Raw genomic sequence first — 15,124 nt, 5'->3', positions numbered from 1 at the left:
CAGAGGGTTACCAATTGTTTCCTGACATGATCAGCACTTGGCTTTCAGTTCCGTATTTGATCTCGTTAAGGAAGGTTTCTTTCCCTTCATCCAATGGAATCATAGAAATACCTCTGCGTTCGTACTCTGATTCGAGGGTGGAAGAAACCATTCCGGCACCTTTCCAAGGCCCCCAGTTGATGGAGATTACTTTTCCTTTTAATCTTTTATTTAAAGCATTCGCATAATCATCCAGTACACTGTTGGCCGCAGCATAATCTGTCTGGCCTTTGTTACCATATACTGAAGCTATACTTGAAAAAAGAACCACAAACTGGCAATCTGTACGCAGTTGTTCTGCCAATACACGCAAAGGTTTTACTTTCGTATCGAATACACGTCCGAAAGAACTGGTGGTCTTCTGTTTGAAAAGCTTGTCTTCCAAAAGACCGGCTCCGTGAATCACTCCGTCCAGACGGTCGTATTTTTCATAAATACTGCTGATCAGGTTACCTAAACCTTCTTCATCGCAAAGGTCTAATGATTGATAAATAATGGTGTTCCCAAGCGCTTCCATATCACGGATTGTGCGCAGGATCTGATTGTTTTTGAAAACTCTTGTTGTTTCTTTTTCTATTTCTGCAGGAGAAGTGAATTGGCCGGATTTGATAAGGAAGCTTCTTATTTCTTCCTTGGTTTTCATTCCTTCAAATTCCTTCAGAGAAGAGGCTTCATTTCTTGGATCTGCTGATCTTCCCACCAGGATATAAGTGCAGGGATAAGCTTGGGACATATGTTTTGCCAGTTCAGCGGTAATCCCTTGTGCACCTCCAAGTACCAAAACAACAGATTTCTGATCCAGTTGGATATGAACTTCTTCCAGGCTGGTTGACAATGGAGAAGGAATGATATCTACTTTATGTCGTTGGTCATTTTTGTAAATAATTTCAGCAGGTTTATCATTAGTAAGGATTTCCTTTAAAGTAATTTCAGCAATCTGATCCACTTCCTGAGGAGTACTTAGACTGATCAATCTGCAAGTAGTATGGTCAAACTCTCTTGCTAAACTCTTGAACAGACCCGGATATCCCTGATGATGACGCAATACGCGGGCATCCGTTATTTCCTGAAGGTGTGCCGGGATATCTGAAATCAGGTACACCCATTTTGCTTTATCAAAATCCAGTTTTTTGATCAGATCTACGTGATCGATAATGCTTGGTTTATCCGTTGCGGAGAATAGGTCTAACATAATTAATCCATCAATGTTTGAAAGATCTTTTTCTGTATCTACTAATTCCACGATGGCTCCATGTTTTTCCAACGCTTCTTTGATTGCAGACGTTTGTTTGCTGTCATCTTGAGTGATGGCGAAACGTTTCCCCTGCAATACTTCTGTATTTTGTACTAGAGAAGCGTCAGTCGGTGTGATATCAAAACGAAGACGTGAAAGTACATTTTGGGTTGGTTCTGCGGTATTTGTTTCTTTTGTTTCCTGAGTAGCTTCGTTGGTTTCACCATTCATTTCGCTGATCCAGCTTGCCAGACCGCGAAGTGTTTTAATGGCAGCCAGTTTTTCCATGACATCATCCGCCTGTTCAAGGTTTTGACCAAAACCGATCTTGGTTTTAAGGTCACCAATGATTTCCATACGCTTAATGGAATCGATACTTAAATCAGCTTCCAGATCTAAGTCCAGACCTAACATTTCTTTCGGGTATCCTGTTTTTTCACTTACAATATTCAGAATAGCATTTTGAAGATCTTCGAGAGAGAATGCTGGTTGAGTTGGTAATTTTGAAGCTGCAGGTTCATTTGCTGATCCGTTTTTTTCAGGAGCTTCAGAAGTTTCTGTTCCTGTATATTCAGTAAGCCATGAAACAAGACCGCTTAAGGTTTTTATTCCTGCTAATTGTTCCATAACGGTATCTTCACTGGTATTTCCGTTACCCAGACTTCCCAGTTCATTACGAAGTGTTCCGATGATTTCAACTCTTTTAATGGAATCAATACTTAAATCCGCTTCCAGATCCATTTCCATACCCAGCATTTCCTGAGGATATCCTGTTTTGTCACTTACCACCTGCAGTAATAAGGATTTGATATCTCTTGATGGAACTTGTTTCACAGCTGCAACGGCTACCGGTCTTTCCTGCTGAACAGGCTGAACCGGAATGGCAGATATTGGCTGTTGAACCGGAGCCTGTACCGGAGCATTGTATACAGGAGCAGGGAATGCCTGAGGATTCTGTCCCATAAAGGAAAGCATCACATCACGCTGTGCCTGTATCATTAATTTCATGCTGTTTAAATATTCCTGCAGCATACGTTCAGCAGTAGACTGAGCTTCAGTTGCAGGGGCCTGTGGTTGATTAGTAAAATTGTTCATGGGAATAGGGTTTATGAGTGGTAAAGCACCATTAGATGGCAGATTACCATGAGTTGGGTGGGCAGTCTGCCCGTTAACATGCCAGATGGCTGGGCTCTTCTTGTAAAGCTCAGGTTGGTTAAGATCAATAACCTTAACGCTGCGGCCATCAAAAAGTTTATCAATACTGAAGCTTCGGCCAGTTCCTAAATATTGTGCCAACATGCAAAGCAGGTGACTGAATTTATTGCGGCTGTTGTCTTCAACATATAAAGTCAGCTGATCTTTTTCCAGGCAGGATTTAGTCAATCCGGTAAGTACTTTTCCTGGTCCTACTTCGATGAAAATTCTTGCGCCATCGTTGTACATTGCCTGAAGCTGCTCTACGAATCTTACAGGCTGTACCAGATGATCAGTAAGTCTTTCTTTTATTTCAGATGGATTCGCCGGATATACTTCCGCAGTAGTATTGGACCATACAGGAATCTGCATTTCCTGGAAAGGAACGTCTTTTAATACATGAGCATATAAATCCTTGGATTTTGCCAATAACGGGCTGTGGAATGCACAGGCTACTTCTAGTTTTTTAGCAGAAATACCTTCCTGTTTAAGGATTTCCAGTAATTTGTTGATTGCTTCTGTACTTCCTGCAATAACACATTGAGTAGGAGCGTTAAAGTTGACCGGATAACATCCTTCTACTTTAGCAATGACCGGCTGTAAACGTTCGTGGGTAGCACTTGCTGCCAGCATGGAGCCTGGATCTCCACCTTCTACGGAATCTAAAATAGAGTGAGCTCTCTGAACACTTAAGTCAACCAATTGATCCTCTCCAAATACCCCTGCAAAACATAAAGCCGGTATTTCACCATAGCTATGACCTGCCAGCATATCCGGAATAATGCCCAGTGACTCCAGGAATTGAGCTAATGCAAGGTCTACAATTCCTAAAAGGGGTTGTGCTAAACGGGTATCTTTAATGGTTTCTTTTTGTTGTTTTAAATCAGCTTCGTTAAAGGTTTTAGATGGAAAAACCACTTTTTCAAGTTCAGGATACTCATCAATAATCTTACGCATAGCCGGGAAAACGACGAATAAGTCACGAGCCATATTGATTCTCTGGCTGCCTTGTCCAGGGAATAAAAAGGCTACTTTACCTTCTTTTTTATTCACGGTAAAGGTGTCTTTTGTTTCAATCCCTAGCAATACCAGTTCAATTTCATCATCAGATCTTCTGCAGTATCAGCAACAATGCTTAACTGGATTGTCTTTTCTGAGCTTATGCTTAAACTGTAAGCAATATCTTTTAAGGGAAGTCCATCATTGATCTCTAATAAAGATTTGACCTGTCCCAATTGTCCTTTCGCTTCTTCATAGGTATCTCCACGGAAAACAAATAGTTCTGAAGGCCATGACTGCATGGCTATAGAGTCATTTTGTTTTGGGTGATTGGCAATGACCGTATGGAAGTTTGTTCCTCCAAATCCAAAAGCACTGATTCCGGCATAGCGGTTCTTTTCAGTCCATAGTCCACTTTCTGCATGGAAAGAGAAGGGACTGGTTTGTGCATTATAATAAGCGTTAGGCTGTTGAAGGTGAAGAGTAGGAGGTTTTACCCCGTGATATACTGCCAGGGAAGCTTTGATTAAACCTGCCAATCCAGCCGCACATTTGGTATGTCCGATCTGTGTTTTCACAGAACCTAAATGAGTCTGCCCAGGCAATGCCCCTGAACGGCTGAATAAATTAGTCAATGCACTTAATTCTGTTTTGTCACCTACTACAGTTCCTGTACCGTGAGCTTCCACTAAACCTACAGAAGCAGCACTGATACCAGCTTGGGAATAAGCACGTTCTAATGCTCTTACCTGGCCTATTTGTCTTGGAGCAGTCAATCCCAATGCTTTACCGTCACTAGATCCGCCAACTCCTTTGATTACTGAATAAATACGGTCACCATCACATACAGCGTCCTCATATCTTTTTAAAACAAGGATGGCAATACCTTCTCCAAGAGCAATACCGTCTGCCTCACCGTCAAAAGTAGCACATCTTCCTTTTCTGGAAAGGGCGTGAGTACTGGAGAACATCAGGTAATCATTGATTCCGTTGTGTAAATCTGCTCCACCTGCAAGAACCATATCGGATTTTCCTAACACAAGTTCCTGACAAGCCAGATCAATAGCGGCTAATGAAGAAGCACACGCTGCATCTACAGTAAAGTTTCTGCCGCCAAGATCCAGACGGTTCGTGATCCTTCCTGCGATCACATTGGCCAGAATACCCGGGAAAGAATCCTCTGTGGTATGTGGGAAGGCTTCTTTTACTTCTTCATGAAGTTCACCGAAAACCTGCTTATAATATCCTCTGAAACTATAGCTGTTGGCAAGGTCATTCCCTCCTTCAGCTCCGATAATGACAGAAATGTTTTCTCTGTTGATGTGTTTTTCACCATATCCTGCATCTTCCATTGCACGTTTAGCAACCAATAAAGTTAACAGCTGTGTAGGTTCAATGGCAGCAAGAGATTGTGGTGGAATACCAAATGCCAACGGATCGAAATCAATTTTAGGAATAAATCCTCCCCATTTGGAGTGAGAGACATCCGGTCCGTCAGAATCAGGATGGTAGTAAAGATCTTTATTCCATCTCTCATCCGGTACTTCGGTAACACTGTCCTTTCCCAGAATGATATTTCTCCAGTATTCATCCAGGTTTTTAGCGCCCGGGAAAATACATTCCATTCCTACAATAGCGATATCCAGAGGTTTCTCTGTGGATACCGGTTCTTCTGGCAGTGCTGCATCCTGAATATGTTCGTAATTGTCAATAATATTCTGATGAAGAGCTGCTAATGAGATCACACGATTATGCATCGTTGCTATCTGCCCGATCATGTACATTCCTAAGTCTAGTTGGTCGTCTTTAGGAATGTTGACAAGCTTATCACCCTGACGTTCTATACCTTTAGCCGCAATTCGTAAACGGCCTACGTTTAATTTTTCAAGCTGTTCCCATACCTGCTTTTTGTCCATTCCTGCAGCAAGAAGTTTTGCTTTTTCTGTATTGAAATGATGGGCAAATGCGGTATTTAAGCAGCGGGTTTCATGTCCTGGAGCTGTTTCCAATAAGACCGTATCTTTCGCCTGCATAGCCTGCGACTGGAATTCCTCCTGAATGGCTCCGGTCTGTACAGCTTCATGGGTGTAGAGATAGGCGGTTCCCATCAATATACCAATTTTTACTCCTCTTGCAGCTAATGGTGCAGCCATGATAGAAACAAATGCGGTTGAAAATGCGTTATGAATCCCTCCTGCAAAAAAGACACTGATGTTTTCAGGGTGGTCTTCTTTTAAGATCCGTTCAATTTGTTTTTCCCAAAGAACCATACTTGAAAGGGGACCTACGTGGCCTCCGCACTCACGTCCTTCAAAAATGAAATTTCTGGCACCTTCTTTCAGGAAAATATCCAGAAGGGCAGGGGAAGGAACGTGTAAGAATGATTTTATTCCAGCTTTTTCGAATACTTTAGCCTGAGCTGGTCTTCCGCCTGCAATTAAAACTACAGGAGGTTTGGCTTCTAATATATAAGAGGTCTGTTCTTCTCTTAATTCTTGCGGTGCAAATCCCAGAATACCCACACCCCATGTTTTTTCACCAGCCAGTTTTTTGGTATCCATTACCAAAGATTTTGCAGATTCTCCTTTCAGCAAGGATAAGGCAACAAACGGTAAAGCTCCTGCTTCCGCTACAGCATTGGCAAATAAAGGGACATCACTTACACGGGTCATCGGCCCCTGTGCGATAGGATAATGGAGACCAAGATCCCGGGCCATAGTATTGTCCTTATCAATCACCTGAAGAGCTTTCGCCTGTTTCAAATGGCCGTGCATTGCTTCTTTGAATCCGAAAACCATTTTTTTCAGGGTTTTGAAATCCTCATAGAGATCTATGGCTAAAGATATGTCTTGCCCCATGGGGATGTAGCTCTTGCTGAGGTCAAGGTCGGTAAAATATTGCTGCAGTTCCTCTGCAGTACTGTTTTCGGGGAGGATAGGCGAATTAGGCCTTACCAGTACACGGTGATTGGCTATGATTTTAGTTTCTGTACCGTTCAGTTTTGAACATACGTCTTTAATGTCGCGGTGCACGGAACTCTCTGGAAACAGGGCCAGCTGGCTGTCTAATACGACACCCGTCGCTCCCAGTGCCTTTACAGCAGCTGCGGTATGAAGACCTATTCCTCCCTGTACCCATACAGGAATGGAAGTGATTTCTTTGATGATGCGCTGGAACAATACAAAGGTTGATTCATAGCCTACCAGGCCGCCGGCTTCATTTCCTTTTATAATAATACCTTTCGCTCCCAATTGCTGGGCGTGTCTGGCTTCTGTCAGGCTGGTTACCTGGTATATTACAGAAAGTTCCGGGGAACAATTGATTGTTACTCCCATGGGAAGGATAGCCAGTTTTACCTTATCCGGAATCTGGAGGGTTACTAATTTATCAGTAGGATAGTAAATACCATAAGAAGGGATATCGGTCTGGCCAAGTTGGTGAAGTGCTTCCTGAGCGGTCATTAAATCCCGTCCTAAACTTAGGACAGGGAATGCACCCGCCAGATGTAATTTAGGCATAAGGCTAACGTCCGGTTTTTCAAAAGGAGTTAGTCCAATAATGGTTAAGTTTTTCATTGCTTTGATGATGTTAGCAGGAGTTTTCATAACAAAAATCTAAACCTATTGGTAGAATAAGTAAGGATCTGTTATGAAGGAATTAAAAGTAGTTAGTTTTGTTATATCTTTAATTATAAGGGTATTATAATATTAAATCCTTAATAATGAGAGTATTGGTTGTACTGATGCTCTTATTTCCGAAGTTATCAGGTATAAGATTAAAATCCGTCTGTTCTGAGGGGGTCAGCCCGATTGTAATGAAGTTTTTCATAGCATTTATGGTATTGAAGTGATCGTCTGGGAGCTTATAACAAAAACGCGAAACCTATCGGCATAAAGAGCAATTGTTTGTTATGCGGGAATAAAAATAATAAATTTATATTATATCTTCAATCATAAATGCAATTTTGTAATGATTTTTTAACAAAAAATATAAATTGTTTAAATGATATTAAAGTATATAGTTTATTTTCTTATTCTTATGAACAAGCGGGTACAATCTGGATAATTATAAATATAAATGTTTATAATTAAATTAATGCTACACAAAGATAACAATAAAAAATAAAATATTTCAATAATAAGAGATTTGTTTTTGGAATATTACAAAAAGATAATATACTATGAATAGACTCCGGAATTGCAAGAATACTCTTTATCAATCTGGTAAAATAGAGAAGCGAATTTATATAAAACTAATCAACGTATTGTGATTTAATTTTAATTATTTGTGAATTGTATCTATCTTTTTGATCAATAAACAGATAGATTTTTAAGAAAGGATTAAAAATAGATTTTTTCTGGCAAAAAAATTTATTTGAAGTATATTGAGCGGTGGATTACTATAGATGTGAACAAAAATTCAAAATATAAATTCATACCATGAATAGCAGCGAGATCAACTTTAAAAAAGTTAATACATCAGAATTAATTAACAGCCTAAGAGAAAAAAAGATCGAAGTTCCATCAAAAAAACAAATTAAGGAAGTCTTTAAAAAAGCCGAGCAGGCAATGGCTTCGGGTGATTATTTAACCGCAAGGAATACGTTGATATTCACCATTTATTTTGATTGCGACAATGTCTTTAACCAAATAAGAAGAAAGGGACTGTTTAGATATTCTAAGTATATTAATAAAAAATGTATAATAAAAAATATTGCAACAGAAATTTTAAATAGGTGTTTGGGGTTTGAATGGATGAGCAGCTCAATTGAAAACTATTTAAAATCAATTGTTAATTATTCGGTTGTAGGTGATTCGCTTAACCTTTTTGAGGGGCATATTTTAAGAGAAATACATGCATTTGAAAGAAAATATAAAGGCAGGTCTTTGATTAAGACATTGCTGGCTGCTGTGGATTATCTGTTTTTGACAGATCATATCCGGGAGAGTAAAAATGACTTGTCAAGTCTTTCAGGAAGAACGAAAGAAGAAATTTCCTCTGCAGTATCGTTTTTAATTTATTTTTATACAGATAGGGTAAAAACGAGAAATATAGATACTGTTTTTATAGCGGACGAATTTATCATGTCTGGAGATCTATCAAGACTGATTATTCCCACTTGTTATAGCTTGGATTGTAAAGAATTTGAAATATTAATAGATCATTTTGACTACAGCTGTGAGATCATTGAAGATAGAATTTCAATAAAGCCGCCTTTCGAGGATTTTGAAAAAGCAATCCGTTTGGGATATATAAGAACTGATCTGCAACTAATGAATGACAGAATTCATAATTACGATGAAATTGTTTCACTGGAAGAAATAATTGACAAATTAAATGGACAGGATTTATTTGAATTTTTTAAACTTGTAAATACTCATGATTATGTAAGGTATGTATTGAGAGTGCCAGACAAGTTGTTTGATTTTATAGTGGATGAATTCATACAATCTGATAAGCTGTTCAGAGAAGAGGTTATTTATCTTTCTTCTGTTTTTAAGGAACAGCTTTTGAATTTTGAGGATCTTGATAAGATAAAAATTGATAAGGACCTGACAATAACAGAATTTATGAAGGTTCGCAGAGTGTTTATCCTTTTTTATTTACTGATTAAAAAAGGAATTTACAAAAAAGGAAAAATAGGAACAATGGTTTTACTACGGTCACTAATTCCTAGTTTTCTGCAAGATGTATTTCATGAGTTTTTTGGAAAATTTTTATCAGCAGATAAAATTGATCCCTTTCTTGATGTGATTTGTTGGGAACCAGATCTCGATGTGATTTTTGATTTACAGTATCAACCTGTGTTGTTTATTGAAGATCACTTCTTATTGTCTTTGTCAGTTTTTGCAAATTCAAATACAATAAGAAATTTATATGCTTCACAATATAAACTAAATAATACTCAATTGCTAAATGATGGTAGTATTGATCCGCTGGTTGAGAGGTTGCATGCATCACTGGAAAAAGCTTCAATAGAATGTTTTTCAGAAACAAATATTGATTTTTCAGATCTTGACGAATTTGCTGTTTTTGGAGATGTTTTATTGGTATTTGAATGTAAGCACTCCTTGCATCCTGTGAGTTCATATGATTTAAGAACAACTTATGATTATGTTAAAAAAGCTGAGAAACAACTGGATTTGATCATTGAAGATTTTAATGTGGGTGAATTAAAAAAGAAGTTAGAAACCAGATGTGGTGTTAATCTTAACGGTGTTGAAAAAATACAAGGAGTAATTGTATTGAGTAACCGCTTGTTTTGTGGGAATATTTTTAAATATCCCGTAAGAAGTATAAATGAAGTCGATAATATGGTGAACCGGGGTACGATGCAAACCCCTGAAGGAATTTTCTGGCTTTGGAAAGATAAAAAACTTACCCCGGAATTCTTACTTGAATATTTTAGTTTAGATAATGAATTGACAGCCCTTTTGTATGAATCGCTGTCTCCAAAAAAACTGACTTATACATTTGGGAAATCCATAATTGACTTTACTACTTATTCTCTACAGCTTGATAATGCTACTTCCCAATTAAAAGAATTTGCAAATAATTTGGAAGTTAAAGTCTAAAGAATACGTTATAATTGATTAATACGCTGTTTTCTGTCAGATGATTTTAATGAAAATTTAAAACACACTTAATCCATATTGCTTCACCAGGTCTAAAATCATGTGGTATCCTGCCAATGAATTTCCGTGTTGGTCCAGCGCCGGGCTGAAGACGCCGATTCCCATTTTTCCCGGAACACTTACTGTAATTCCTCCTCCGACGCCAGATTTGCTCGGTAAACCGATCATTCGGGAATATTCTCCGCTGAATTCATACATTCCTGCAGTCAGCATTTGGGATTCTATCAGTTGGGCAATATCCGTATTTTTATAGGTGGAATCTCCGTCAAAACGGACGCATTGGTTGGCAAAGAAATATCCTATTTTAGCCAGATCTTCGGCAGTCAGCTCAATGGAGCATTGTTTAAAATAATTGTCCAGCTGGTCTTCATTGCCTGAGATCAATCCGTTGTTTTTCATCAGATAGAACATTCCCCGGTTGCGGTGGCCGGTAGATTTTTCAGATTCATAAACGGACTTGCTGTAATCGATCGTTTGATTTTTTGTGATGTATCTTACCATATCCAATACTTTAAGGAATGGTTTTTCTCCATCACCCGAAATGAGTGAAGTGGTAAGGATGGCTCCGGCATTCATCATCGGATTAAGAGGTTTCCCGGTGGTTTCAAGATTAGAGAAATGATTAAAAGGTTTATCCGAACCGAAATATCCCATTTTATCGAAAATATGAGCTTCTCCTTTTTCACGCACGGCAATCATTAAAGCAATGATTTTGGAGATGCTCTGCATGGTGAATTTCCTGGTAACGTCACCAGTGTTCAGTACTTTACCGTTTTTATCCACTACAGAAAAAGCAATTGCCTTAGCATCCATTTTTCCAAGTTCAGGAATATAATCGGCAACTTTTCCCTGTGCATAATAAGCTCTGTTTTTTTCCAGAATACTGCTCAGAGTCTTTTCAGAAATTGTTGAAATATCGGCTGTTTTCTGGGCGTAAGCTATTGTATGTAAGGAAATAAAAGTGGCGGTAAGAATTCCTTTGGCAGAAAATAAAAAACTATTTTTTTTCATATAGAAGATCTTCAATAAAGTATTTTGATAAGTCTTAAAAAACAAAGATAAAATATTTCATCTTATATGCAATTCTTCTCGAAATATCTGTTCTGAGATCCGGTTTATAAGATTGTTTCTCATTTGAAAAAGACAGCGCAATGAGTGCTTTTGCGGATGGGTGGCGGGTGTAAATATTTGTTAATCAATGATTTTATATTTTGTTGAAATCCAATCGTAGTTTTACTACAATTTTCAAAATAATACCTAATTCATTTGGCTGTGAATAGTAATGATATTATCTTGCAATACCAAAATACAATATATTAAACTAACAACGAGCAGGATACATACATTGCATTAATTATAATTGGCACAAGGTTGACATCATGAATGTGGACTTTTAAGTTGAATTATTCTCATACCAGTCTTTAGTAAAACAGTTTCGGAGGCCGAACACTTCACTGGCTGTATGATGAGAGAAAAGGGCCTTTTCTATCCATGGAAACCATTCCATATTTCAATAGTAAACACATCTGCAAAATATCTAACTATGTTTCAGGAATCCAATGGGAACATTTCAGGTAAGGGTGCCAATCTACCCGATACTGATCTTCCCAAAAACATTAAGAAAAGTTCTACTGAACTTAGGAGAGGACCTGAAGAGGTCCAGCAAATCAAAGACCAGGGCCCAATGCTGATGAACCAAGTTATGCTTCCCAATGAACCTTCTGTCGTCGAAAATAAACTATGGGCTAAACAGCCGACCTCAAAAATACATAATGCTGAAGGGATTCCATCCAATCAGGTTGCCGGAATTAACAGGGTTGTCAAACTTGAAATTATAGTTGATGGCAGCATTATTAAACATTTTAAGCATTTTAAACTGGTACAAAGTGCTAACAGGCACCATGAATTCGATCTGATTCTGGCACATGATGCGCTGGGTGAGCCTGAAAATTATAATCTGGAAACAGCGCAGAATTTTTTGGGAAAAAGAATGACGGTCGTATTCAGATACAAAGATGTGGAGGATTCTCCCGAACGTAATTTTATAGGCGTAGTGACAGAAGTAGGTTTTTCACAGGATAAAGGAAGCCTCGGAAATATTGTACTGACAGGATGCAGTCCGACCTTGCTTTTAGATGCAGCTCCTCATACCCAAAGTTTTGGAGGAAAGCAGGCTATAAGCCTTAATAGTATTGTGTCACAGGTACTCAAGGAAGGACTGGGTGAGAGCAATTTTGATTTCCGTGTTGATGCAGGGCATGGGAATGTGAGTTACAGCTCGCAGTACGAAGAAACCCATTACAATTATCTGGCTAGAATGGCAGAAGCGTATGGTGAACAATTTTTCTATGACGGAGAGGTGCTTCATTTTGGAAAGCTGCCTCCATCAGAGCAGCCCTTAAAACTGATATACGGAAGCAGCGTTAATGATATAAAGGTAAAAATGCGGGTACAGCATGTCAATCCTACTTTTTATGGGTACAACAGCAGCAAAAATGAGAAACTGAAAACAGGAAATTCTAAAATAAATCATACTTCAGATATAGCCAAACGGGCTTACGAAATATCGGAAAAAACATTTTCTACCCCTTCTCTCAGGGTGGCTCCTATCAAAGCAGCCAATTTTATGGATGTAGAGGCGTCTCAGAAGGGGACAGCAGGAAGCAAGGCTTCCGAAGTCTTTGTCACATCCGGTACGACTACGGTACCATTTCTCTATCCCGGATGTTCCGCAGATATTGAAATGCGGAAACCGGAAACCAATGAAACCACTCATTTTACCAAAGTGATGATGATACAGGTTACCCACGAAGTAGATGCAAGAGGGTATTATGATGGATATTTTGAAGCAATAGCTGCTGATTCGGGATTTATTCCGCGCCCTGAGTTTCATGTTCCGAAAGCTGAAGCCCAGTTTGGTAAGGTGGTCTCCAATTCTGATCCGCTGAACCAAGGCAGGGTACAGGTGCAGTTTGACTGGCAGACGGGCCAGGATACCACAGAGTTTATCCGGGTGATGACACCGGATGGAGGAAGCAGTGATAAAGTAAGTAAAAACCGTGGATTCATGGCTATTCCTGAGGTGGATGACCAGATTATGGTCAATTTTGTTCACCAGCATCCGGACCGTCCTTTTGTAATGGGCGGAATGTTTCATGGAGGGGCAGGAGGCGGAGGCGGACAAGGCAATAATATCAAAAGCCTTAGCAGTAAGAGCGGTCATATCATCAGCCTTGATGATGGCGGAGGAATTACAATCAAAGATAAGACGGGAGGAAATATAATCACCGTAGATGGGAAGGACACAATTTCCGGAGTAGCCAGCAAAAAAATTTCGCTGAATAACGGAAAATCATCCATTGTCATTGATGATGAGACCATTACCATTCATGCTAAAAATATCAATATCACGGCAGATACCATTGTTTCTATGGGAAGTGGTAAGGCCGGGATAGAACTGACTTCAGAAGCTAATGTAGCTGCTTTGAGCGGCGTTACCGTAACCGCATCAGGAAGTAAGGAAGTACAGGTTACCGGAAAAGAAACAAGTATCAGCGGGACTAAAGTTTCTATGAATGGCGATGGTGAGACGATCATTACAGGAGGTCTGGTTAAACTGAATTCTTAATTATGGAAACATCCTCAATAGCGCAGGAGTATTATAAACTCAAAGATCTGTGGTCTGCTGCTGAAAAAAAGGAGTCCTGGAAACTGGCTGTCTGGGTCGCTCAGTATCAGGATGTTGAAATGATCGATAAATTTATGCAGATCGAGCAATCTCCTATTGGTGAATCCAATGATATTTTTTTTCGTTTTGAAACCGAATATAAAGGAGATAGGGAACAGTTTGAAAAACAGCTTTGGAATGAATTTCTGGGATGGTTTATGCCCCATCCGCAAAAAGATAAGGACCTTCACAGGGCCCTGTGGGAAAATAATATCATACAAGAACCTTTTGTTCCGAATGATCAGCTGCTTCCCAATGCTTCTAACCTGTTTGGTGAGTTGGAGCGTCTGAAAATGAGTATAACGGATCAGAGTGCCCATTTTTATTTCTGTTTATATTTTCCTCTGGCTGCTCATGCGAAGCAGGATATCGCCCATTGGTTTCAGCAGGTCACAGAAAACGTTCCGGATCAGCTTCGCCTGGTCACGATGGATCTTGCGGAAGAAAGGCGTATCAAACTGCAGGGAAAAAGGAATGGTGACGATGTTTATCATTACTTATATCCCAAACTTAAAATGGCTGAAGCTATTAAAAATGAAATGTACAAAGCCAGTGACGGTTACAATACCGTAGATGCTGATGCCAGATTCAGAAAGCAGGTGATTGTGGTCATGGATTCCACAACGCAGAAAGTACAGAACAGGACGGAGGTTGAAGTAAAACGCCTTATTGGAATTACAAAAGAAATAAACACGGTGTCTTCGAGGATAGCAGGGCTTTTAGTCGCTTCACAGGCATTTTTTGCTATCCAAAACACTAAAAAAAGTGAAGAATATACAGATAAAGCCCTGGAAGAATCCGCAGCAGCAATGCAGTATGATGATGCTACGGGATATCCGGTTTGGAAATCATGTATGCTTTTAAAAGCAGCCCTATTGTATGGCAACAAAAATAGAGATTCAGCTTTATTGATTTATCAGGAATTATCTGAAAAAGCATCCCAGCGTCAGGATGTGTATTATGTGATGGAAGCTAACAGGCTTTCAGCTCATATTTATTATGAAAAAAATGATTTGCAGACCGCCTTTGAAAATATTCTATTTTCTTTGGCTGCCGGGGCTTATTTGGATATCAGTGTAAGAAGACAGTCTACTTTTCTGCATGCTGCTTTTATGGCTCTTTACCTGGGAAGACAGTTTAAAACAGAAGAAGAAGTAAAGGAAATAAAACTGCAGCTGGCAGAATGGTTAGGTGATGACTGGGAAATTTTACTGGCGCAGGCTGGCGTAGATTCAGCTTCGCTAAAAATGGAACAGTCAGTTTGGAAAGACCCATTATTAAAACTTAAAAACTAAC

The 15,124-nt window shown here is 39.2% G+C and carries 6 protein-coding genes; 3 read left to right on the top strand and 3 right to left on the bottom strand.

Annotated features, from left to right (window positions below; translation table 11 throughout):
* Nucleotides 1-7: 7 nt before the first annotated feature.
* Nucleotides 8-3,553 carry an SDR family NAD(P)-dependent oxidoreductase gene (locus tag MUW56_RS03015; protein WP_292011796.1) on the bottom strand — a complete coding sequence of 1,182 codons (3,546 nt, stop codon included), beginning with the start codon at nt 3,551-3,553 and terminating at the stop codon, nt 8-10.
* The gene (locus MUW56_RS03010) at nt 3,547-7,071 is read right to left on the bottom strand and encodes a beta-ketoacyl synthase N-terminal-like domain-containing protein (protein WP_292011795.1); all 3,525 of its coding nucleotides are present in this window, start codon (nt 7,069-7,071) and stop codon (nt 3,547-3,549) included. The genes MUW56_RS03015 and MUW56_RS03010 overlap by 7 nt, the downstream gene beginning before the upstream one ends.
* An 834-nt stretch (nt 7,072-7,905) precedes the next feature.
* Between MUW56_RS03010 and MUW56_RS03005 the strand changes: the two genes are divergently transcribed.
* Entirely contained in the window at nt 7,906-10,041 is a 2,136-nt protein-coding gene (locus tag MUW56_RS03005) for a hypothetical protein (RefSeq protein ID WP_292011794.1), read from the top strand.
* Between the two features lie 57 nt (nt 10,042-10,098).
* On the opposite strand, the gene glsA is transcribed toward MUW56_RS03005, so the two are convergent.
* The gene (glsA, locus tag MUW56_RS03000) at nt 10,099-11,112 is read right to left on the bottom strand and encodes a glutaminase A (protein ID WP_292011793.1); all 1,014 of its coding nucleotides are present in this window, start codon (nt 11,110-11,112) and stop codon (nt 10,099-10,101) included.
* 691 nt (nt 11,113-11,803) lie between these two features.
* Here glsA and MUW56_RS02995 point away from each other — a divergent pair.
* Both MUW56_RS02995 and MUW56_RS02990 read left to right on the top strand, forming a co-directional pair.
* Nucleotides 11,804-13,729, top strand: a complete 1,926-nt coding sequence (locus MUW56_RS02995) for a phage baseplate assembly protein V (RefSeq protein ID WP_292015368.1) — start codon at nt 11,804-11,806, stop codon at nt 13,727-13,729.
* Between the two features lie 2 nt (nt 13,730-13,731).
* On the top strand, nt 13,732-15,123 hold the full coding sequence (locus MUW56_RS02990; protein ID WP_292011792.1) for a hypothetical protein: 1,392 nt from the start codon (nt 13,732-13,734) through the stop codon (nt 15,121-15,123).
* Nucleotide 15,124 lies beyond the last annotated feature (1 nt).

This window comes from Chryseobacterium sp. (assembly GCF_022869225.1).
Taxonomy (GTDB): domain Bacteria; phylum Bacteroidota; class Bacteroidia; order Flavobacteriales; family Weeksellaceae; genus Chryseobacterium.
This window is presented reverse-complemented; position numbering and strand designations above follow the sequence as displayed.

Excerpts from the sequence above, each read along its gene's own strand:
- MUW56_RS03010 (WP_292011795.1), bottom strand. The coding sequence starts at position 7,071 with ATGAAAACTCCTGCTAACATCATCAAAGCAATGAAAAACTTAACCATT.
- glsA (WP_292011793.1), bottom strand. The coding sequence starts at position 11,112 with ATGAAAAAAAATAGTTTTTTATTTTCTGCCAAAGGAATTCTTACCGCC.
- MUW56_RS02990 (WP_292011792.1), top strand. The coding sequence starts at position 13,732 with ATGGAAACATCCTCAATAGCGCAGGAGTATTATAAACTCAAAGATCTG.
- MUW56_RS02995 (WP_292015368.1), top strand. The coding sequence starts at position 11,804 with ATGCTTCCCAATGAACCTTCTGTCGTCGAAAATAAACTATGGGCTAAA.
- MUW56_RS03005 (WP_292011794.1), top strand. The coding sequence starts at position 7,906 with ATGAATAGCAGCGAGATCAACTTTAAAAAAGTTAATACATCAGAATTA.